Annotated in this window: 18 protein-coding genes; 8 read left to right on the top strand and 10 right to left on the bottom strand. The window is 59.9% G+C overall.

The features are described 5' to 3' along the window. Positions 1-179: 179 nt before the first annotated feature. The 3 genes from AB5Y84_RS12540 to AB5Y84_RS12530 are packed head-to-tail and all read left to right on the top strand — an operon-like array spanning position 180 to position 5,220. Entirely contained in the window at positions 180-1,697 is a 1,518-nt protein-coding gene (locus AB5Y84_RS12540; RefSeq protein WP_368177061.1) for an efflux RND transporter periplasmic adaptor subunit, read from the top strand. Continuing rightward, on the top strand, positions 1,694-4,822 hold the full coding sequence (locus AB5Y84_RS12535) for an efflux RND transporter permease subunit (protein ID WP_368177060.1): 3,129 nt from the start codon (positions 1,694-1,696) through the stop codon (positions 4,820-4,822). Before AB5Y84_RS12540 ends, AB5Y84_RS12535 begins: the two co-directional genes overlap by 4 nt. A gap of 44 nt (positions 4,823-4,866) precedes the next feature. Next, positions 4,867-5,220 (top strand): copper-binding protein, encoded by a 354-nt coding sequence (locus AB5Y84_RS12530; protein WP_368177059.1) that lies wholly within the window; start codon positions 4,867-4,869, stop codon positions 5,218-5,220. 117 nt (positions 5,221-5,337) lie between these two features. Here AB5Y84_RS12530 and AB5Y84_RS12525 read toward each other — a convergent pair whose 3' ends face one another. The 5 genes from AB5Y84_RS12525 to AB5Y84_RS12505 form a co-directional block, all read right to left on the bottom strand. Continuing rightward, positions 5,338-6,255, bottom strand: coding sequence for an ABC transporter substrate-binding protein (locus tag AB5Y84_RS12525; RefSeq protein ID WP_368177099.1), 918 nt, complete (start codon positions 6,253-6,255; stop codon positions 5,338-5,340). A gap of 83 nt (positions 6,256-6,338) precedes the next feature. Next, positions 6,339-7,142: an ABC transporter ATP-binding protein gene (locus AB5Y84_RS12520; protein ID WP_368177058.1), complete on the bottom strand. Its 804-nt coding sequence runs from the start codon at positions 7,140-7,142 to the stop codon at positions 6,339-6,341. Further along, positions 7,142-8,179 (bottom strand): FecCD family ABC transporter permease, encoded by a 1,038-nt coding sequence (locus AB5Y84_RS12515; RefSeq protein ID WP_368177057.1) that lies wholly within the window; start codon positions 8,177-8,179, stop codon positions 7,142-7,144. The genes AB5Y84_RS12520 and AB5Y84_RS12515 overlap by 1 nt, the downstream gene beginning before the upstream one ends. A 7-nt stretch (positions 8,180-8,186) precedes the next feature. Beyond that, a complete protein-coding gene (locus tag AB5Y84_RS12510; RefSeq protein ID WP_368177056.1) occupies positions 8,187-9,203 on the bottom strand; it encodes a FecCD family ABC transporter permease in 1,017 nt (338 codons plus the stop codon). A 175-nt stretch (positions 9,204-9,378) separates the two neighbouring features. Next, positions 9,379-10,182, bottom strand: coding sequence for a siderophore-interacting protein (locus tag AB5Y84_RS12505; protein WP_107682287.1), 804 nt, complete (start codon positions 10,180-10,182; stop codon positions 9,379-9,381). 324 nt (positions 10,183-10,506) lie between these two features. Between AB5Y84_RS12505 and AB5Y84_RS12500 the strand changes: the two genes are divergently transcribed. After that, positions 10,507-12,024 (top strand): HD domain-containing phosphohydrolase, encoded by a 1,518-nt coding sequence (locus AB5Y84_RS12500; protein ID WP_005361714.1) that lies wholly within the window; start codon positions 10,507-10,509, stop codon positions 12,022-12,024. Between the two features lie 102 nt (positions 12,025-12,126). On the opposite strand, the gene AB5Y84_RS12495 is transcribed toward AB5Y84_RS12500, so the two are convergent. Both AB5Y84_RS12495 and dnaQ read right to left on the bottom strand, forming a co-directional pair. After that, complete coding sequence (locus tag AB5Y84_RS12495) at positions 12,127-13,392, bottom strand: TIGR03503 family protein (protein ID WP_107682286.1); 1,266 nt, start codon at positions 13,390-13,392, stop codon at positions 12,127-12,129. Continuing rightward, the gene (dnaQ, locus tag AB5Y84_RS12490) at positions 13,389-14,123 is read right to left on the bottom strand and encodes a DNA polymerase III subunit epsilon (protein ID WP_088869726.1); all 735 of its coding nucleotides are present in this window, start codon (positions 14,121-14,123) and stop codon (positions 13,389-13,391) included. Before dnaQ ends, AB5Y84_RS12495 begins: the two co-directional genes overlap by 4 nt. A 79-nt stretch (positions 14,124-14,202) precedes the next feature. Here dnaQ and rnhA point away from each other — a divergent pair, with 79 nt between their 5' ends. Then, positions 14,203-14,667: a ribonuclease HI gene (gene rnhA / locus AB5Y84_RS12485; protein ID WP_005353268.1), complete on the top strand. Its 465-nt coding sequence runs from the start codon at positions 14,203-14,205 to the stop codon at positions 14,665-14,667. Here the strand turns inward: rnhA and AB5Y84_RS12480 are convergent. After that, on the bottom strand, positions 14,655-15,377 hold the full coding sequence (locus AB5Y84_RS12480) for a methyltransferase domain-containing protein (protein WP_368177055.1): 723 nt from the start codon (positions 15,375-15,377) through the stop codon (positions 14,655-14,657). The two genes, rnhA and AB5Y84_RS12480, sit on opposite strands and share 13 nt — an antisense overlap. A gap of 73 nt (positions 15,378-15,450) precedes the next feature. On the opposite strand from AB5Y84_RS12480, the gene gloB reads away from it, so the two are divergent. Next, positions 15,451-16,215, top strand: coding sequence for a hydroxyacylglutathione hydrolase (gene gloB / locus AB5Y84_RS12475; protein ID WP_368177054.1), 765 nt, complete (start codon positions 15,451-15,453; stop codon positions 16,213-16,215). A gap of 70 nt (positions 16,216-16,285) precedes the next feature. After that, the gene (locus AB5Y84_RS12470) at positions 16,286-17,839 is read left to right on the top strand and encodes a LysM peptidoglycan-binding domain-containing protein (RefSeq protein WP_005361719.1); all 1,554 of its coding nucleotides are present in this window, start codon (positions 16,286-16,288) and stop codon (positions 17,837-17,839) included. A 160-nt stretch (positions 17,840-17,999) separates the two neighbouring features. On the opposite strand, the gene astE is transcribed toward AB5Y84_RS12470, so the two are convergent. Both astE and AB5Y84_RS12460 read right to left on the bottom strand, forming a co-directional pair. After that, positions 18,000-19,025: a succinylglutamate desuccinylase gene (gene astE / locus AB5Y84_RS12465; protein WP_368177053.1), complete on the bottom strand. Its 1,026-nt coding sequence runs from the start codon at positions 19,023-19,025 to the stop codon at positions 18,000-18,002. Between the two features lie 283 nt (positions 19,026-19,308). After that, entirely contained in the window at positions 19,309-19,518 is a 210-nt protein-coding gene (locus AB5Y84_RS12460) for a DUF1127 domain-containing protein (protein WP_005337823.1), read from the bottom strand. 523 nt (positions 19,519-20,041) lie between these two features. On the opposite strand from AB5Y84_RS12460, the gene AB5Y84_RS12455 reads away from it, so the two are divergent. Next, positions 20,042-20,935 (top strand): DNA replication terminus site-binding protein, encoded by an 894-nt coding sequence (locus AB5Y84_RS12455; protein WP_368177052.1) that lies wholly within the window; start codon positions 20,042-20,044, stop codon positions 20,933-20,935. Positions 20,936-20,948 lie beyond the last annotated feature (13 nt).

The following is a 20,948-nucleotide window of genomic DNA, read 5'->3' as shown; positions in this document are numbered from 1 at the left end:
CTGCGCCCCGTTTGCCGCCAGCCCCTTTGGTGATGCCTTGCACCTCACCCGACCGGCGGCCTGCAAAAGAGAAGACGTATTATGTCACCAGCCCACTTTTCACCGTCCAAGGTTGCTGCCTTTACGGGCGCCTTACCCTCCTGCACTTTCTGCATGCAGATCCGCGCCGGAGGCCAGTCATGAACAAGACCGTCCTGATGTCGGCCCTGCTACTTGCCCTTGGCGCTGGTGGCGGCTACTGGGCCGCCAAACAGACCTCCGATGGCGCCAGCGCCAAAGAGAAGATACCCCTTTATTGGGTCAACCCCATGGATCCCCGCGACAAGCGCGACGGCCCGGCCAAAGACAACATGGGGATGGACTTTATCCCCGTCTATGAGGAACAAAAAAACGGCTCACCTGGCACAGTCACCATCAGCCCCGAGATCCAGCAAAACCTGGGGGTGCGGCTGGCTAAAGTGGAGAAGCTGCCTATCCACCAGCAGATCGAGACGGTGGGCTATGTCGGGTATGACGAGGACAGGCTGGAGGCGATCAACGCCCGCATGGCGGGCTGGATCCGCACCCTCGCCATCAAAAGCGAGGGGCAGCAGGTGAGCAAGGGGAGCCTTATTTACGAGCTTTACGCCCCGGATCTGGTTAACGCCCAGCACGAATACCTGCTGGCACTCAACACGGCCAACCCACTGCTGCTGCGCTCTGCCGAGGGCAAGCTCAAGTCCCTGCAGGTACCGGCAGATCAAATCTCAGCCCTCAAGCGCACCCGTCAGGTGCGCGAAACCATCAGCATTTACGCCCCCAGCAACGGTTATGTCTCCGAGCTCAAGGTGCGCGAGGGCCAGTATGTGGAGCCCGCTGCGGCGCTCTTTAACATCAGCACCCTCAAGCAGGTGTGGGTCAGTGCCGAGGTGTTCGAGCGTCAAGCCGCCCAGCTGAAGGTGGGGGACCCGGTCACCATGACCCTCGACTATGCCCCCGGTCGCAGTTGGCAAGGTAAGGTGGATTACCTCTACCCGACACTGGATGCCGCTACTCGCACCCTCAAGGTGCGGCTGCGCTTTGACAACCCGGACGAGTTTTTGAAACCCAATATGTTTGCCAAGGTGAGCATTCGCACCGGGCAGGGAGAGCCGCAATTGGTGGTGCCGAGCGAAGCGGTGATCCGCACCGGCAGTCAGGATCGGCTGGTGCTGGCACTGGGGGATGGCAACTTCAAGTCGGTCGCCGTCACTCTCGGCCCCCAGTTTGGCGACAAGGTTGCCATCAAGGCAGGGGTAGAGGCTGGGGATAACATCGTCAGCTCGGCCCAGTTCCTGCTCGACTCCGAGTCGGCCATCGATTCGGACTTCCAGCGTATGACGGCGGTGCGCCCTGCACAGGTATGGACCCAGGGCGAGGTTGAAAGCATCGATCTGGCCAACCGTACCCTGATGGTCTCCCACCAGCCCATCCCCGAGTGGCAGTGGCCCGCCATGGAGATGGAGTTCACCGTCGCCGACGGGGTCGATATCAGCAAGCTGGGCGAAGGGCAGACCTTGCACCTGCAAGTGATGCAGGAGGGGGATGAGTACCGCATCACCACCATCCATCAGGAGAAGGCAACCGCTACTGACGGCGACGCCAAGCGTGGAACGGATGAGATGGAGAAGATGGAAGGAATGGACCATAGCCAGCACAATATGGGAGCCAAGCCATGATCCCCTCGATTATTCGCTGGTCGGTGGGCAACCGCTTTCTGGTGCTGTTATTGACCCTCATACTCACCGCCTGGGGGCTCTGGTCGGTCAAGCAAACCCCGGTGGACGCCCTGCCGGATCTCTCCGACGTACAGGTGATCATCAAGACCTCCTATCCGGGCCAGGCGCCCCAGGTGGTGGAGGATCAGGTGACCTACCCGCTCACCACCGCCATGCTGGCGGTGCCGGGGGCGACCACTGTGCGCGGCTACTCCTTCTTCGGCGACTCCTTCGTCTATGTGCTGTTTGACGACAACACCGACCTCTACTGGGCCCGCGCCCGGGTGCTGGAGTATTTGAGCCAGGTTGCGCCCAATCTGCCCGCCTCCGCCCGCCCCCAGCTCGGCCCCGATGCCACCGGGGTGGGTTGGGTCTACCAGTACGCGCTGGTGGACAAGACCGGCAAGCATGACCTCAGCGAGCTCACCTCGCTGCAAAACTGGTTCCTCAAGTACGAGTTGCAGACGGTGGAGGGGGTCTCCGAGGTTGCCACCGTCGGCGGCATGGTGCGCCAGTATCAGGTGCGGGTCGACCCGGACAAGCTGCGCGCCTACGGCATCCCGCTCTCCCTGATCGAGACCGCCATCAAACAGGGCAATCAGGAGACAGGCGCCTCCGTCATCGAGATGGCGGAAGCGGAGTACATGGTGCGCTCCAACGGCTATCTGAAAAGCGTCGAGGATCTGAAGCAGATCCCGCTCGGTACCAATGTGCGCGGCGCCCCGCTGCTGCTGGGGGATGTGGCAGATGTGGTCACCGGTCCCCAGATGCGGCGCGGCATTGCCGAGCTCAACGGCGAAGGGGAAGTGGTGGGCGGCATTATCGTCATGCGCTACGGCGAGAATGCCCAGCACACCATCGATGGGGTCAAGGCTCGGCTGGATGAGCTGAAAAGCAGCCTGCCGGAAGGAGTAGAGATCGTCACCGTCTACGATCGCTCCGACCTTATCCAGCGCGCCATCGACAACCTCTCCGGCAAGCTGCTCGAGGAGTTCGCGGTGGTGGTGCTGGTCTGCCTCGCCTTCCTGTTCCACCTGCGCTCGTCACTGGTAGTGGTCATCACCCTGCCCATCGCCATTCTGGTGGCCTTTATCGTCATGCACCTGCAGGGGATCAACGCCAACATCATGTCGCTCGGGGGCATCGCCATCGCCATCGGCGCCATGGTGGATGGCGCCATCGTGATGATCGAGAACGTCCACAAACACATGGAGCGGGAGGCGCTCACCGACAAGAACCGCTGGCGCATCATCACCGAGGCGAGCATAGAAGTGGGGCCCGCCATCTTCTTCTCCCTGCTGATCATCACCATCAGCTTCCTGCCGGTGTTCGCGCTGGAGGCGCAGGAGGGGCGGATGTTCCATCCGCTGGCCTACACCAAGACCTACGCCATGGCCGCCGCTGCCGCGCTCGCCATCACGCTGGTGCCGGTGATCATGGGTTACTTCATCCGTGGCAAGGTGCTGGCGGAGCAGGCCAACCCGCTGAACCGTGGCTTAAGCCAGGCATATGTGCCGCTGCTCAAAGCCGTGCTGGCCCATCCGAAAACCACTCTGGCTGTCGCCGCCGTAGTGACGATGGCGGGCTTCTGGCCGCTCAAGTACTTGGGCTCCGAGTTCATTCCACCGCTTGATGAGGGGGACATCATGTATATGCCCACCACAGCAGCCAATATCTCGGTGGGCAAGGCGCGGGAGATTTTGCAGCAGACCGACAAGCTCATTCGTACCGTGCCCGAGGTGCAGAATGTGTTCGGCAAGGCGGGGCGCGCCGAATCGGCCACCGACCCTGCTGATCTGGTGATGATGGAGACCAGCATCCAGCTCAAGCCCCGCGATCAGTGGCGCCCCGGTATGACCCCGGAGAAGCTCAAAGAGGAGCTCGACTCCCTCATCCGTTTCCCCGGCCTCACCAACGCCTGGGTGCCCCCTATCAAGACCCGCATCGACATGCTGGCCACCGGTATCAAGACCCCGGTCGGCATCAAGATAGCGGGGCCGGATCTCAAGGTGATCCAGCAGCTCGGCCAGCAGCTGGAACAGATCGTCGGCAAGGTGGAGGGCGCCTCATCGGTCTACGCCGAGCGGGTGGCGGGTGGCCGCTACGTCAAGGTGGATATCGACCGGCTCAAAGCGGCCCGTTACGGCCTCAATATCGCCGATGTGCAGGCGGTGCTCGCCACCGCAGTGGGCGGCATGGAGGTGGGCCAAACCATCGAGGGGCGCGAGCGCTACCCCATCAACCTACGCTATCCCCAGAGCTATCGGGATTCGGTGGCCAGCCTCGAGCTGCTGCCGGTGGTCACCCCGATCGGCGCGCGTATCGCGCTGGCGGACGTGGCCCGGGTCTACATCAGCGATGAAGCCCCCATGCTGCGCAGCGAGAATGCGCGCCTCAACGGCTGGGTCTACGTCGACGTTCGCGGCCGCGACATCGGCTCTTTTGTGGCAGAGGCCAAGACCGAGGTGGGCAAGCAGCTGGTGCTGCCGGCGGGCTACGCCCTCACCTGGTCTGGCCAATACGAGTACATGGAACGAGCCAAGGCGCGCCTCGCCTACGTGGTGCCGCTCACGGTCGCCATTATCGTGCTGCTGCTCTATCTGGCGTTTCGCCGCGTTCAGGAGGTGCTGCTCATTCTCACCACCTTGCCGCTGGCGGTGGTGGGCGGGATCTGGACCCTCTGGCTGCTCGACTTCAACCTCTCGGTGGCGGTCGGGGTGGGCTTTATCGCTCTGGCGGGGGTGGCGGTAGAGACCGGCGTCTTGATGCTGGTCTACCTCAACCATGCCTGGGATGACCTGGTGGCCAGCGGCAAGCCGGACAAGGCGGGGCTGCATCGTGCGGTGATCCAGGGCGCCGCCCTGCGCCTGCGCCCCAAGATGATGACGGTGGTGACCATCATCGCTGGCCTGTTGCCCATCATGTGGAGCCACGGTACCGGATCCGAGGTGATGCAGCGCATCGCCGCCCCCATGATCGGCGGCATGGTGAGCGCGCTGGTGCTGACCCTCTTGGTGCTGCCAGCGGCCTATTACCTGTGGCGCAGTCGCAGCCTTGGCAAGAGCGCGAACCCGCAATCCGAATAACCCGATTTCACGATCCATATTGACTGAACGATAAGGAAACCATCATGAACTACAAAACGCTGACCCTGACCCTGCTGCTTGGCCTTGCCACCCAGACCAACCTGCAGGCCGAAGAGATGATGCACCATGAAGGGCACGATATGAGTCAGACGGGTGAGATGAGCGAACAGGGCGCAATGGTGATGACCAAGGGGGTCATTACCCGCCTCGATGAGGGGAGCGGCAAAGTCGGCATCAAGCACGAGGCGATCGAGAATCTCAAGATGCCCGCCATGACCATGCTCTTTCGAGTGGCAGATCCGGCCCAGCTCAAAGGGCTCAAGGTGGGGGATGCCATCCACTTTCATGCCGAAACCCAGAGCGGCAAGCTCACAGTGACAGCCATCCAGCCGCAATAAACGGCTCTGGCTCGCCGAAAAGGTCACGATAGACAGTGACAACGCAAGAGGGAGGCATCAGCCTCCCTCTTCTTTGATCAACCTGTTCGTTGGGTCAACCTCTGGTGCGCATGGCACTCAGCTGCGGGTTGCCAGCAACTGCTCCACATCCTCGATCACCTTGAGAGCTGCCTGCGGGCCACCGCTGGAGGTCCAGAGCGACCCGTCCACGGCGCCAAAGCGCTTGGCCTTGATCACCGGCAGCTGCTGGAACGCCGGGGTCTGCTCCGCCTGACGCATGGCATCCACCGCATCACCGGTGGCGCTCAGGGTACCGACCACCAGCCAGTCAGCATCCAGCAGATTGAGGGACTCCAGACTGAGCGCCGGTGAGTGGGGTGCGCCAGTACCCTGCTGCTTGCTTGGGCGCACCAGCCCCATCGACTCCACTACGCTGCTGGCAAAGGTGCCCTGATACATGAAGCTCGGCCCCTTGGGGTTCCAGCGCACTATGCTGATGCTCTCCCCCTGATGCTTTGCCAGCTTGCTGCGAGCCTGAGTCAGCCGCTCGGCATACTGCAGCAAGAAAGTATCCCCTTGCTGGTCGCGGTTGAGGGTGTGGGCAGTGCGGCGGAAGCTATCCTGCCAAGGCTCACCCCACTTGCTGGTCACCACGGTCGGCGCGATCTCCCCCAGCAAGGTCAGCAGCTCGGGACGGGTCTGGCCGGTCAGGATAAGGTCGGGCTCCAGCGCAATCAGCGACTCCAGATTGGGGCTGTCGAGATCGCCGATCACCTGGATACCCATATCCGCCTTGTTCAGCAAGTAGCGGGGCAAGGTGGGTTGACCACGGCCATTGACGGCGCCGATGGGGGTCAGCCCCAGGGTCAGGGTACTGTCGAGTTCCAGCTCGCTCAGCACCACCACCCGCGTTGGCTGGGCTGGCACCTGCACCTTCTGGCCAAACGCATCGGTCACTTCACGCATCTCCTGCGCCTGAACCAGCGGCGCGGCCAGCATCAGGATGGCTGCTGCCAGGGCGGCAAAACGCTTCATCATCTCACTCCTTCTCGTTGCACGGCCCGGATAATCGGCCGCGAGGATACACTCGGTGGGCCCACAGAGCAGGCCCATATGACTCAACTCGCCGAACGCAGGGCGCGGCCATGTTCGTGGCGACGGGGCACGATAATGGGCGCCCCGTCGCCGGGGGCATGCAGAATGTCGACACTGGTCTGGTAGAGCCGGTCGATTAGATCCTTGGTCACCACCTCCCGGGCCGGGCCCATGGCAGCAATGGTCCCCTCGCCGATGGCGATCAGCTCGTCACAGTAGCGGGCCGCCATCGCCAGATCGTGGATCACCAGCAGCACGGTTTTGCCCTCGGCGGTGATGCGATGGATCGCCTCCATCACCTCGGTCTGGTGACCGATATCGAGGGCGCTGGTGGGCTCGTCGAGCAGCACCATGTCGCTGTCCTGCGCCAGGATCATCGCCAGCCAGGCCCGCTGTGCCTGCCCGCCGGAGAGGGACGCTGCGCTCTGCTGCCAGATGCTTTCAAGCTGCATCCGCTCGCATGCAATACGCACCATACGGGCATCCTCCTCACCCCACTGATTGAACCAGCCCTGATGAGGGTGACGGCCATACTGCACCAGCTGCTCCACCAGAATGCCGGCAGGCAGGGTCGGCCGCTGGGGCAGATAGGCGAGATCCCGCGCCAGCCCCTTCATGGGGTAACTGGAAAGCGGCTTGCCCTTGAGCAGGATCTCGCCGCGTTGGGCTTTCATCTGGCCGGATAGCAACTTGAGCAGGGTCGATTTGCCGCAGCCGTTGGGGCCGACGATCCCCACCAACTTGCCCCTCGGCACGCTGAAAGAGATGTCCCGCAGGATGGGGGTCTGCTGATAGGCGAAATGGAGGCGATTTACGGTGAGCGTCATCAGTCAGCCCTCTGGCGATCGTTAACAAGAAGAAACAGCAGCAACAGGCCGCCGAGAATGCGGGTCATGATGCCGGTCGCCACCTCGTGGGGGCTGGCCAGCACCCGGACCAGGGTATCGCTGGCAAGCAACAGCAGGGCGCCGCTAAGCGCCGCCAGCCAGAGCGGCACCACCCGGTCTTTTACCAGCCAGGAAGCAAGAATGGGGGCCGCCATGGCGATAAAGACCACGGGCCCGCCGATGGCGGTGCCGAGCGCCGCCACCAGAATGGCCTGCGCCAGAATGCCCAGTTGCACCCGATCGCCGTTGACGCCAAGCCCTCTGGCCATCTCGGGACCAAAGCGCAGCACCGCCAGCGAGCGGGAGAGATAGACGATCCAGGGGCAGAGCAGCAGCAACAGGATGGCGATGGGGGTGACGGTGCTGTAACCCACGGCGATAAAGCTGCCCATATTCCACAGATAGAGGGAGCTCAGGTGCAGCAGGGCCTGAGTGGACATCACAAACTGGCCGAGCGCCTCGAACAGCTCGGAGAGGCCAATGCCGATCACCACGAACAGATAGCCCTGCTCACCCGGTTTGCGGCAGAGGGCATAGAGCACCAGCGCCGCGAAGATAGCGCCGATGGGGGCAGCCCACCAGGGCCAGCTGCCTACCGTCAAGTAGAGGGAGAAGACGATGATGGCCAGAGAGGCGCCGTTGTTGACTCCCACCATGTCGGGTGTGGCCAGCCGGTTGCGCACCAGAGTCTGCACCAGACAGCCGGAGAGCCCCATGGCCGCCCCCGCCACCACCACCCCAAGGATGCGCGGCAGCCGGATCTTGAACAGGGTGAGCTGCTCAAGCCGCGTCCCCTCCCCCAGCAGAGTGTTGACCACCCCGGCAAAGCCGAGTTTGCCGCCGCCAACGCTCAGGGCCAGCAGAGCAAGCGCCAGCAGCGCCACGGCAAGCAGTACCAGCCAGCGCCAGCTTGGCAGATGGAGCAGCAAAGAGCGGTTGCCGGCTCGCAGGCAGAGCATATCGGTAGGTGTGCGCATCAGCCCCTCACTTGACGGTCAGCAGGGTACGAAAGCCCCCGCGGTGGACGATGGCGATCAGCACAGGTGCACCGATCAGGGCCAGAATGACCCCGTTGGGCAGCTCGAACGGCTGGATCAGCCAGCGCGCCAGAATGTCGGCCAACAGCAGAAACAGCATGCCGAACAGGGCGGAGAAACAGACCTGCACCGACAGCTTCACCGGCTCCACCAATCGGCCACAGTAGGCGGCCAGAAAGCCGACAAAGCCGATAGGGCCGGCGATGGCGATGGCACTGGCGGTAAACAGGGTGGCGGCCAGCAGCACGCCAATTCGCACCCGGTTTGGGCGGATCCCGAGAGCCTGGGCCTGACTGTCCCCCATCTGCATCAGGGTCAGCTGGCGACAGAGCAGCAAGGTGATGACAAACGCCGCCAGCACGAAGGGCAGCACGGCGATGATGGCATCGAGATTGGCCGCCGACAGGGAGCCGAGGTTCCAGAAGCGGTACTGCTCCAGCACCATCTTGTTGGAGAGCAGCAGAAAGCTGGATAGACCGCCGAAGGTGGCGGAGAGCGCCACCCCGACCAGAATGAGCTTGAGGGGGTTGGAGCGGCCAATCATCATGCCGAGCCCCAGTACAATCACGTTGCCAAGCAGCGCACCAAGTCCTGCCCAGAGCAGATAGCCGTAGGCGGACTCCACCCCGAACCAGGTGAGCCCCACCACCAGCGCAAAGACGGCCCCGGCGTTGACCCCGAGCAGACCGGGCTCCGCCAGCGGATTGCGGGTCGCACTCTGCAACAAGGAGGCCGCCAGAGATAAAGAGGCGCCGACCACCATGGCGCAGAGGGTGCGCGGCAGTCGCAAGGTATTGAGCACCATGGCGAGCTTCTCGTCGCCAGCCCAGCGAGCATCCCCCATCAGGTAGCCGAGCACCTCGCGGGCACCATAAACGCCCGCACCGGTGGCGAACGAGAGGCAAAACAGCGTGCAGAGAAGGAACAATGCCAGCCAGAACAGAGAGGTCTGGTACTTAACCACCCTTTACGACTCCTTGCGTTGGGTCTGACAACATGCAGCCAAACCGACGTGAAAACAGGGCGCTCTTGTGTCAACGGAAATAAAAACGCCGCCCGGACGAATACCCAGACGGCGCAATACTAAATGCAAATCATTTTTATTTGCAAGAGTGAATCAGGTATTCTTTCGCATCCGCTTAATTATCCATCACATCGTGACGGGTCTGGTGATAGGCCTCTTCATTCTTGCCCCGGCGCCAGTACGGCACGGCGTAGAGCGACTGGCGATCCACCTCGAGCACGGAGCGAAAATGGCGGCGCAGCGGCAGCACCAGCGCCTCTTCCCCACCCAGCCAGAAGAAGCCACCATCGCGCACCAGCGGCAGAGCAATCACATGCTCCAGCAGGCCGCTGGACTCGGGCTCGCCGACAAACCAGTGACAGCGCACCCCGACCGGTAGTGTCAACGGCTGAGCATCGGCCTGATCCGGCACCAGAATCGCAATTTCCCCTCTGGCATCGGCAGGCATCACCTCACACATCGCCATGATGGCGGGCAAGGCGGTGAGATCCCCCACCAGGCAGTAGTGATCGGCCGGTTGCAGCATGGGGTTGGGGCCACCCGGCCCGGAGAGGATCACCTTCTCTCCCGGCTTGGCATGGGTGGCAAAGGCGCTGGCGGGCCCACCTTCACCATGCAGCACGAAGTCGATATCAATTTCCTGCTCATCACGGCGAAACGCGCGGATGGTGTAGGTGCGGATCACCGGCTTGTCCGCCGGGTCACTCCAGCGCGGGCCGCTCGGGGTCATTGCAGGCAGCACCGGCTCTACCTGATGGGGCTGGGCCAGCATCACCTTGATATGGGCCCCACCGCAGGTAAAGGGATAGTCAGCCAGTTCGCTGCCACCAAAGGTGATGCGACGCAAATGGGGGGTGATCTGGGTAATGGCTTTGACAGTCAGCAGACGGGGGCGATTGGGAGGCAGAGATGGGGACACGATGGGGCTCCTCGTTGAGTGTGTCGCCCATGCTACACGCAAATAGGAATTACTATCAAATAAGATTATTTCTCGTCTAATAGCTACAAGCTGGATTCAAACATCCCCAACCACTCGCGTCCACACCCCAATCCAGACATAGGCTTTATGCACGCTAGCTCCATGATTGGGCAAAGAAAGCAGCCGGACAACGCCACAATTACAAAGGGTTCCATTTGCTTATTTCGACCATAGTTTTTCGAGATCAAATTTTATTTCCCAATAAGTTTCCTATCCTTAGTGAAGCAGTTAATGTAAGCACAGGATGCCAAACAGGATTGTATGATGGATGACCAGATCCTGATTATTGATGATGACGATCTCTCCCTCCCCGACGCACAGCAAGCGGGCTGGAAGGTGATGATTGTTGACGATGAGCCTGAAGTGCATCGCATCACCAAAATCACCTTGAACAAATTCGAGTTTGACAATCGCCCCATCGATTTTCTGCATGCCTATTCCGCGGCGCAGGCCAAAGAGTTGCTGGCCACCACCCCGGACGTTGCTCTGTTGCTGCTGGACGTGGTGATGGAGGTCGACCACGCCGGCCTCGATGTCGTCAAATACGTCCGTGAAGACCTGCAAAACAAGATGGTACGCATCGTGCTGCGTACCGGCCAGCCAGGCCAGGCGCCGGAAGATGACGTGGTCACCAACTACGACATCAACGACTACAAGGATAAAACCGAGCTCACCTCCCAGAAGCTGCGCACCCTGCTGCGGGCCAGCCTGCGATCCTATCGGGATATCCGCACCCTGGAGAGTAACCGCCAGGGGCTGGAAAAAGTCATCGAAGCCTCCAAGGGGATCTTTGAGAAACGGGCCTTGCGCCAGTTTGTCGAAGGCGCCCAGGAGCAGCTCAGCGCCTTGCTCCATCTGGGGGAAACCCAGATATACGACGTCAAGCAATACGCCTATGAGGTGAAGGATCAAGTATTGGAGCCCCTGCTCCCCGGCCATCCCGCCATGCTCCTCACGGACGCGCCGGAGATCCTGCGCCAGGCTATGAGCAAGCGCAGCAATGTCTATAACGCCACCCAGATGGTGCTCTACTGCCAGAATCCGCGCCACCACCTGCTGTTCCACATCGAGACCACCCGCCAGCTCAGCCAGATCGATACCAGTCTGCTGACCCTGTTTACTGAAAACATCATAGTGGCGCTGGAGAATATCCGGCTCAATGAGGTGATCGCCGACAACCAGCGGGAGATCATCTATCGCATCGGCGAACTGGTCGAAACCCGTTCAAAAGAGTCAGGGCTGCACGTCAAACGGGTCGCGCTCTATACCGAACAATTCTGCCACCTGATGGGCATGAGCGAAGAGCAGAGCGAGCTGGTGAAACGAGCCTCGCCGCTCCATGACATTGGCAAGGTGGGAATTCCTGATGCCATCTTGCACAAGCCGGGCAAGCTGACACCGGAGGAGTGGGAGATCATGAAAACCCACGCCCAGCTCGGGCAGGATATGCTCTCCGGCAGCGATTTGGCGCTGTTTCAGATTGGTGCCACCATCGCTGGCAATCACCATGAGAAATGGAATGGCAGTGGCTATCCCCGCGGTCTGAAGGGGGCCGATATTCCGCTGGAGGGGCGAATTGTGGCGCTGGCTGACGTGTTCGATGCCCTGGGTTCGGATCGCTGCTACAAGAAGGCGTGGCCGCTGGACAAGGTGCTGGCCCTGATTGAAGAGGAGAAAGGGCAGCATTTCGACCCCCAGCTGGTCGAGCTGATGATGGCCAATCTGGACAAGTTCCTCGAGATCCGCGAGCAGAACAAGGATGTCTATATCGGCGAACACTGATAGCCAGCTTGTTCTGTTTATGAACTCAAAAAAACCGCCCTGCTTATCAGGGCGGTTTTCTATATCTGGCATCACGCCACTTCAGAGCGAGAAGTACGAGGGTTACTGCTCTGGCAGATTGAGATCCAGCTTGGCGGCAGGTTGTCCGGCTTGCTGATTCTCGGCCTGCGCAGCGGCCAGAGCACGCTTCAGGGCACGCCGTTTTTGTATCACCACAAACCCGACCCCACCTAATACCGCCAGCAGCACACCACCACCCGCCAATGCCCAGATCAGCCAGCCCATTTCCTCCTCTGCCGGAGCTTCATGGGTCGCCTCGGCACTGGAGGCCGGTGCGGCGGCCGACACCACCTCTACAGGAGGCGGCGGTGGCGGGAAGACATTGAAGGTTTTCACCGGCAACTCGATTTTCAGCTCACGGCCGAGGCGAGTGGTGCCATAGAGGGTTGCTTTCACCTCATGCTGACCGACCTCCTTGATGTTGGAGAGATCGATATCAAGCTTGGGGTCGCTGGCGGTCTCGCTGAACTCGTAGAGGCCGCCCACATTGCTGGTCACACTCCCCTTGACCACCACGGAAGCGGGATCCAGCTCATCACGGTCGATTAGCAGTGAGAGCTTGGCACCCAGCTCATCCGAAGGCGGCGACAAGTTATAGCTGAACGGATAGGGGTAAAGCAGTACATCCTGATAACGGGCACGGACAAACACCTGATTGCCCGTGCTGAACATGGCGCGGTACTTGCCACCGGGAATATCCTGCAGCGTCACTTCCGCCGTCATGATGCCATCGCCCGGCACTTCGTCGAGCCCCTTGCCATCATCGCGATAGTGACCAAGTACTTGATCCAGCACGACCTCTTTCTTATCGGCATCGCTGAACGATTGCAGCTTGACGGTCATGCCAAGGTCAGAGAGATAGTATTTATCTTTCGGCGGCTGACCATTGATCAGCAACCACGCCTTGAGCTTGACCACCTCCCCCTGATAGAGCTGCATCGGCAGGGCGGCGATATCGAGCCGGATATCGGAGAGAATGCGCACCCGGTTGTCGGGATCCACCTCGCCAATCGCCTGCCAGGGGCCCGGCATGGGATTGCGCAGGGTAATGAGATCATGCTCCAGCAGCGCCAGCCAACCCACATCTGCGGGTTTGACCTTGCCCACGTAAAGCTTGCTGCCATCGGGGCGAACCAGGATCACGGACGGGGTGCCCGGCTTGCGCTTGATGATGAAGGTGATCTCCTTCACGCCGTAATCGATGCGAAAGCGGTTATCCAGCAGCGGAATATCGGAAGGGGCAAATACCTCGGTCGCCATCGCCCCCAGCGAGAGCAATAGCAGCAGACCTGCACACCACTTGCTCATTGCCGCCACAGACAACTTCCTCCCTTTTTCTGTACCAGATCCAGTCTCGCTTCGTGCAGGGCCTGAACCTCGGCAGTGGCACGCACCACCTTGAGGGCGGGTCGGTTGCTCTCCAACCTGCGAATGCTGGTGTCCTGATTGCTCTCGTTTTCATTGCTTTCGGTGGCCAGATTGAGTTTGGTCTGACCACCGGTCATCAACAGATAGACGTCCGCCAGGATCTCCGCATCGAGCAAAGCCCCGTGCAGGGTACGGTGGGAGTTGTCGATACCGTAACGATCGCACAGCACATCCAGGTTGTTGCGCTTGCCGGGGAAGAGATCCCGCGCCATCGCCAGGGTATCTGTGATGGTGCAGATATCCGCCGTCTTGAAGTTGAGTCCGAGCTTGCTGAACTCGTAGTCCATGAAGCTCACGTCAAACGGTGCGTTGTGAGCGATCAGTTCGGCGCCGCGGATGAACTCGAGGAATTCGTCGGCAATCTGGCTGAACGACGGTTTGTCACGCAGGAACTCGTCGGTAATACCATGCACCTGGATCGCTTCCGGGTCGACCAGACGATCAGGCTTGATATAGACGTGATAGTGGTTACCGGTCAGCTTGCGGTTGATCACCTCCACACAGCCGATTTCGATAATGCGGTGCCCCAGATAGACAGGGCCGCCCGCCGTATTCATACCTGTGGTTTCAGTATCCAGAATGATCTGGCGATTCAGTTGGGGTGTGTTCATGATCCAATCTATGTCAAACTTCGGCTTTACTTACTCGCTAGTTTACCCCAAGCCTCATGTTAAAACAGATTGATTGCTCATGTTAAAACAGATTGATGTCTATACCGACGGCTCCTGCCTCGGCAATCCGGGCCCGGGTGGTTACGGGGCCGTGATGGTCTACGGCAAGCACCGCAAAGAGATTTCCGCCGGATTCAAGTTGACCACCAATAACCGGATGGAGCTGATGGCCGCCATCATGGGGCTGCGTACCCTCAACGAACCGTGCAAGGTGCGCCTCACTACCGACAGCCAGTATGTCCGCCAGGGGATCACCCAGTGGATCATCGGCTGGAAGAAGAAAGGGTGGATGACCGCCAACCGGCAACCGGTCAAAAACGTCGATCTCTGGAAGGAGCTGGATGCGGAAGTGGGTCGCCACCAGATTGAGTGGCTCTGGGTGAAGGGTCACTCCGGCCACCCGGAGAACGAACGGTGCGACGAGCTGGCCAGAGAGGCCGCCTGCGGCAAGGATCTGGCCGAAGATACCGGCTACCAGCCCTGACGGGCCATTCCCGGTGTGGCGAGGGACTTTGGCAGTTGCCAGCGCCGCCGCACCGGGATCAGTGGAAAGCGCCGTTTACGGGCCGCAATCACGTATACCGATGCAAATGCCCTGCAATAATCCCGCCCGATACTCTCTCGCCACCAACTGTGCCAGCTCTGTTTTCCCATAAACGAATAACCAAAGCGCTCGTCGAACATCACCTCGCATCCCAGCAGATGCAGCCAGTCCGTCACCCGCCCCGGGGTGAACATCCGTGCCGACCAGGGCATTCTGCGCCGCAAGAACGGCACACAGTGACCGATCCCGACCAGACTCATGGGGTTATAACCACTGATGATCAGCCAGCCATCGTCGGTCAACACTCTTTCGGCTTCGCGCAACACTTGGTGGGGATCGGCGGAAAAATCGAGGCAGTGAGCCAGCAGGCAGGCATCGATGCTGCCGGTCCGCACCGGCAGATCGAGGGGATCGCCATACATGTCGAGCAGCCGTCCGCCGGGGGCGACCCCGATCTGGTGACGAATGGAGGAGCGTTTGCAGGAGAGTTCAGCGCTCAGGGCGCCAATTTTCAGCAGATGATACCCAAACAGATTGGGGCACCAGTTGTCGAGCCGATCCTGGATCTCGGCCGCCACCCAGTCTCCCATAGGCAATGCAGACCAGCTGGTCGGGATCTCGATTTGTTGTTCGGTACGTGCCACCTGCATAATAGGGCTCAACTCGGGGTTTCGAACGCCATCCTGTTATATAAGATACCCTCCCTAAAGAGAAGCAGACTCAATGTATCCAGTGATCACAGTTCCAGCCTTTAATGACAACTACATCTGGTTGATCCGCCACGAAAATCACTGTCTGGTGGTCGATCCGGGCGATGCGGCCCCCGTGCTGGAGCGGCTTGAGGCATTGGGGCTGGTGCTCGATGCCATCCTGCTGACCCATCACCATCACGACCATGTGGGGGGCGTCACCGACCTGCTTGCCCACTTCCCCCACGCCCGGCTCTATGGCCCCAAACTTGACCCGATGCCGGATCACCACGGTCAGTGGCTGGAAGATGGCGATCAGATCAACTGGCACGGCCTCGCCCTCGAGGTGATCCATGTGCCCGGGCACACTCGCGGCCACATCGCCTACCACGGCAACGGCATGCTCTTTTGTGGCGATACCCTCTTCTCGGCCGGTTGTGGTCGTCTCTTTGAAGGGACGCCGGAGCAGATGTACCACTCGCTGCAACGACTCGCCGCCCTGCCCGATGAGACACTCATTTATTGTGCCCACGAGTACACCCTCTCCAACCTGCGTTTTGCCTATGCGGTCGAACCGGACAACCCGGCGATCCGCCGCCAGATCGGGCTGATCAGCAAATTGCGGCAACAAGGGCTGCCAAGTCTGCCAACCCGGCTGGGTGACGAACGCACTTTCAACATTTTTCTGCGCGGCGAACAGGATTCAGTGAAATTTTCTGCTGAAAAACATGGGCTAAAATGCGTGGAAAATCCGGTAGATACCTTCACCATCCTGCGTCAGTGGAAGGACGTTTTTTGAACAAACCTTGATCAGGGGGCCATTGCCCCTTATGATGCGAGCTGTTTTTCCTAAAAATGACCGGAACGAGATGAAGGTACGAACGGCCTTATTGGCAGCGCTGTTGCTCAGCGGCTGCCAAAACCTGAGCCATCAGGATGACCGGGCGCTAACGGCAATCGAGCCGATCAAGTCCCCCCAGGTCAAGAAAAAAGCGCATAAAAAACACTCTTCCCATTTCCTGTTTGGCGATGAACAGCTGGACGAAATGGAAGATACGGACAATCTGTGGGTGCGTATCAGCGATGATATGCAACTGGAAACTCCGGACAACCCGCGCATCCGCCAGCAACGTGAGTGGCTGTTGCGCAATGATAAGCATCTGGCGACCATTGCCAGCCGGGCTGAACCCTACCTCTATCTGATGGTAGAGGAGATTGAACGGCGTGAGCTGCCAATGGAGCTTATTACTGTCCCGATGATCGAGAGCATGTTTGATCCCCATGCCCGATCCCGCAGCAATGCCGTCGGTCTGTGGCAGTTTGTGCCAGCGACAGGCAGAAACTTCGGTCTGCGCCACGACAACTGGTATGACGGACGGCGCGATGTGCTGGCCTCCACCAATGCGGCGCTCGACTATCTGGAATACCTGAACCGCTTCTTTGACGGTGACTGGCTGCAAACGCTGGCCGCCTACAATGCCGGTGAAGGACGGGTGCGCAACGCCATCCAGCGTAACCAGCGCGCAGGCAAACCGACCGACTACTGGTCGCTCGATCTGCCCCGCGAAACTCGGATGTATGTGCCCAAGATCCTCGCCATGGCTGACATGATCAGCAATGCGGACAAGTACAATATCCAGTTGCCGGTGCTCGCCAACGAGCCGAAGCTGCGAGTGGTGGAGACCGGCAGCCAGATCGATCTGAATGTGGCCGCCCAACTGGCCGGTCTGCGCACGTCACAGCTCAAGGAGGTCAATCCGGCCCTGAGCCGTGGCGTGATGTCGCCCCGTGGCCCTTACCGCCTGCTGGTACCGGTAGAATATGCCGATACCCTGGAGCTGGCACTGGCCGATCTGCCCAAGAGCGAGCGTATTCGTACCCGCTCCTATCAGGTCACCAGTGGCGATACCCTGTCGCGTATCGCCCAGAATCATGGCGTCAGCGTGAACGAGCTGAAGCTGGCCAACAATCTGCGCAGCAACAACCTGCGTCGCGGTCAGCAACTGGTGATCCCGACCCACGGTCAGGTCAGCAGCAAGGCCAGCTCCGCCAGCAAACCGCAACAGCTGGCAAGCCGTGGCAGCAGCCAGAAGGCCAAAGTCAGTTACAAGGTGCGCTCGGGTGACAACCTGTGGAGCATCAGCCAGGCACACGGCGTCTCCCACGAAGAGCTCGCCAAGTGGAACGGTCTGAATGCCAAGTCGGCGCTCAAACCAGGCATGAAGCTGGTGGTCTATCCCAAGCAAGGGAAGAAGAGCGACAAATCGATGGTGTATCAGGTTCGCCGTGGTGACTCCATCTCCTCCATCGCGGCTCGCTTCCAGGTGGCCATCAACGATGTGATGCGCTGGAATCAGCTGGATAAAGGGGATTACCTCAAGCCCGGTCAGGAGCTGACCCTGTTTGTGAAGAACAACAGCTAAGCCACACCACTTGAACCCGATAAAAAACGGGGCCAGTCATCTGACTGGCCCCGTTTTTTATTACTGCGGCTAACCGCTGCTGTGTCTGAGCCACCGACTAAAACAGTGGCTTGGCGTCGCCTGCGGATGCATCACCGCTCTGCAGGCAAAACTACCACCGCTATTCCCAGAGCCTTGTCGGCACCACCATCAGCACGGTGCGCTGACCGATCGCCACATTGGCATTGGGGAAGACCACCGCCTCACGTGGCTTCTCGACTGTGTAACGCAGCTCACCATCCTCGGCCAGCACGAACCCTTGGGGGAATTCGGTGAAGTTGTCCACATCGCTGGCGAACAGGAAGCGAAAGTCCGCCGATTTCTTGGTGATCACCCGATCGATGGCAAACAGGGTGAAATCATCCGCCCGCCACGGCTCCAGCGCCACCTCATCCTGAGTGATCAGCTCCTGCAGCGCTTGGCGGGTTTCGATAAAGCGGGTCATATCGTTCTCGCCAAACGGGCGCACCTTGCCCAACTCCACCGTAAAGGCGTGGGCACCATGCTGGCGGGAACTGTAGTAGCTGAAGGTCGTGGTCGGGCTGGCGGAGAGCAGTATGGTACGCACCCCGCAAGCGCCGAGGAACTGCACCTGCTCGCGGCAGTGAGGCCGCTCGTGGGGGAAGGGGTAGACGGCAAACTTCTCGTGGCGCGAACCGCGAATGGCGGTGTGCAGGTCGTAGTGGTAACGGGGACGAGCCGGATCGGCAAAGAAGCGGCTCACATACTGCTCGAGGCGCATGGCGCGGATCCGCTCCCGATTGCAGAGCCCCTCTCCCTTGCTGTGTGCACCAGAGAAGAGCCGGTTCATGTTCTCCTCCACCTCTCGCAGCCCCAGATTCATCGCAGCCGGATTGCCAAACAGGAACAACACCCGATGACGGGCGATCAGCTCACCTGAGAGCAGACGGCTCAACAGCTGGTTGCAGATCTCGATGGGAGCGGTCTCGTTGCCGTGGATGCCGCAGGAGAGGACGATATCCTTGCGTCCTCCCGGCTGGTCGTCCGTGCCACTGGCAGGCTCCAGACAGAGCACGCCCGTATCCCAGACGCTGACCCGCGCACCATCGGGCAGGGCAAATTCAAAGGGCTCAAGCTGCCACTCATGGCTGCGGGTCATGGCCAAAAAATCGTGCTGGGGAATCATCCGTCTCACCCTCTCGCTCTGGAATACTATGGCCGGATTATACGCAAGGCATCGCGGCTTAAAATCGTTTTTTAAACAAATTCAAACATTAACGATACAAGTGTGATAACAATCGAACGATGACAGCAATGACGGTAGCGATATGGAATAAAGAGGATAGGAAAAAGGATCAACGTAAAACGGGGGGAGATAAAACAGACAATGGCAGACTTGGCGGCTGGTCCCCACAGGGGCAGAACAGCAAACGACTCAGCAGAAAAACAAGGCATCCATGCCCGGCTGATCAACCACGCCAGAACGGCTTGGTGGTCTCTTGATAACGGTCAGCTTCGTTCAGGCCGATATCTTTGAGCAGGTACTCGGGCAGCTCGGAGAGCTGGCGACGGCTGCGGCTGCGCTCCAGCCAGGTCAGAACGGTCATTTTAACGCGAGCAACCAGATTCAATTGGCTGGAATGCTGGTAACCGGTTTCGGTATAAGTCATGTTGGCCATGATGTGGCTCCTCTGAATATTTGTTTACGCACTGGGCTTTATTTGATGCGCAAAGCTTAGTCAGGGAGCAGGGCCGACTCAATTGACGAATTTTGATACGTTACATTAGGAAAACTAATAGTAAAAAACTGACTGATATAAATTTAATGCTTTGATTTATAAAGAATAATTAAGTCACTATTCGACCATCAACGGCCCGCAGCATATTGTGCTGCATGGCACCACCTTACATATGCAATTTACCGCATTGCCTATGCACTTGCCAATGGATTCGCCATGGGTGGCAACCCCGTCATTACATTCGATTGTTAATTCCGTGATCTCTTGGCGATCTTAAATTAACACAATGAAACATATAACAAACTTACTTTTCCTCCCGCGCAGCTCCCTCGATGAAGACCCGAAAACACCCCTCTTGGCGCGCAACCGGCATACTGGTATGGTTATTTATACAGTAGTTTATTCCCCTGCCCTGACGCCATCGTTTATGCCGTCAGAGGCGGATGAAACCACAGGATCATCGATGGATACCTTTACCCCGACCGCCGCCCTGCGTCAACAGATGGCCGCCATTGAAGCCGCTCTCAACCAGCTGGCCGATCTGCTTGGCCAGCTCGAGCTGCAGGAGGCCCATGTCTATCCCCTCCCTCCGGTTGCGCAGGGAGAAGAGCACGACCCGATCGAGCAAATTGAGGTGGGCTATCTCAACGGTGAAGCCGCGCTGGCGGCCACCCTCGCAGCCTATCGGGATCACTGCGCCCGCCCCGGCTGCTCCACCAAGGCGACTCATCGGCTGCCCGGCTGGTTGCGCTTTCCTGCCGCCGCAGCCCCCTTGCTGCAACCGCTGATCGACCAAATCAACCAGCACAAGCTCGATTTCAAGGCGCTGGTGCAGCAGGCGGGGGGACGGGACGAGAAGTTCGAGCTGGTACATACCGCTCTGCCCGGCGTGATCACCTTGCAGGTCTACCGCAAACTGACCCTGCTGGCGGGAGAGCTGCAATCCCTTGGCTTTACCTGGGCTGACAAGCAGACCATCAATCGCCTCAGTCGCGAGCAGGTGCTTGAGATGCTGGAGCGCAGCCGCCGCTATATACCGGCCCTCTCCAACAACGAGGAGTGGAGCAAGATGGTGGATCAGGAGGTGTACGACATTCGCCGTCTGCCCGCCGATGCCGAGCTGCGGATCCGCCGCCCGGTCAAGACTCACCCGATGATCAACCTGCTCTGGCTGGAGCGCACCCCGCGCAAGCAGCAGATCAAGGCGAGCCTGCCTCTGCTGCTCTGCTCGGATACCCCGCCTGCAGTCACCCATCTGGGCAACTATCCCCCCAAGAGCCGACAGGCGCGGCGGGATCGCAAGATTGGCGGCGAGCCCATCATCGAGCGGCTGCACCTCTATCTCTATCAGGGGTGACTGGATCAGGAAT

The sequence above is a fragment of the Aeromonas sp. s11 genome (assembly GCF_040907945.1).
Taxonomy (GTDB): Bacteria; Pseudomonadota; Gammaproteobacteria; order Enterobacterales; family Aeromonadaceae; genus Aeromonas; species Aeromonas veronii.
This window is presented reverse-complemented; position numbering and strand designations above follow the sequence as displayed.

Excerpts from the sequence above, each read along its gene's own strand:
- AB5Y84_RS12540 (WP_368177061.1), top strand. The coding sequence starts at position 180 with ATGAACAAGACCGTCCTGATGTCGGCCCTGCTACTTGCCCTTGGCGCT.
- AB5Y84_RS12535 (WP_368177060.1), top strand. The coding sequence starts at position 1,694 with ATGATCCCCTCGATTATTCGCTGGTCGGTGGGCAACCGCTTTCTGGTG.
- AB5Y84_RS12530 (WP_368177059.1), top strand. The coding sequence starts at position 4,867 with ATGAACTACAAAACGCTGACCCTGACCCTGCTGCTTGGCCTTGCCACC.
- AB5Y84_RS12525 (WP_368177099.1), bottom strand. The coding sequence starts at position 6,255 with ATGAAGCGTTTTGCCGCCCTGGCAGCAGCCATCCTGATGCTGGCCGCG.
- AB5Y84_RS12520 (WP_368177058.1), bottom strand. The coding sequence starts at position 7,142 with ATGACGCTCACCGTAAATCGCCTCCATTTCGCCTATCAGCAGACCCCC.
- AB5Y84_RS12515 (WP_368177057.1), bottom strand. The coding sequence starts at position 8,179 with ATGCGCACACCTACCGATATGCTCTGCCTGCGAGCCGGCAACCGCTCT.
- AB5Y84_RS12500 (WP_005361714.1), top strand. The coding sequence starts at position 10,507 with ATGGATGACCAGATCCTGATTATTGATGATGACGATCTCTCCCTCCCC.
- AB5Y84_RS12495 (WP_107682286.1), bottom strand. The coding sequence starts at position 13,392 with ATGAGCAAGTGGTGTGCAGGTCTGCTGCTATTGCTCTCGCTGGGGGCG.
- dnaQ (WP_088869726.1), bottom strand. The coding sequence starts at position 14,123 with ATGAACACACCCCAACTGAATCGCCAGATCATTCTGGATACTGAAACC.
- rnhA (WP_005353268.1), top strand. The coding sequence starts at position 14,203 with ATGTTAAAACAGATTGATGTCTATACCGACGGCTCCTGCCTCGGCAAT.
- AB5Y84_RS12480 (WP_368177055.1), bottom strand. The coding sequence starts at position 15,377 with ATGCAGGTGGCACGTACCGAACAACAAATCGAGATCCCGACCAGCTGG.
- gloB (WP_368177054.1), top strand. The coding sequence starts at position 15,451 with ATGTATCCAGTGATCACAGTTCCAGCCTTTAATGACAACTACATCTGG.
- AB5Y84_RS12470 (WP_005361719.1), top strand. The coding sequence starts at position 16,286 with ATGAAGGTACGAACGGCCTTATTGGCAGCGCTGTTGCTCAGCGGCTGC.
- astE (WP_368177053.1), bottom strand. The coding sequence starts at position 19,025 with ATGATTCCCCAGCACGATTTTTTGGCCATGACCCGCAGCCATGAGTGG.
- AB5Y84_RS12460 (WP_005337823.1), bottom strand. The coding sequence starts at position 19,518 with ATGGCCAACATGACTTATACCGAAACCGGTTACCAGCATTCCAGCCAA.
- AB5Y84_RS12455 (WP_368177052.1), top strand. The coding sequence starts at position 20,042 with ATGGATACCTTTACCCCGACCGCCGCCCTGCGTCAACAGATGGCCGCC.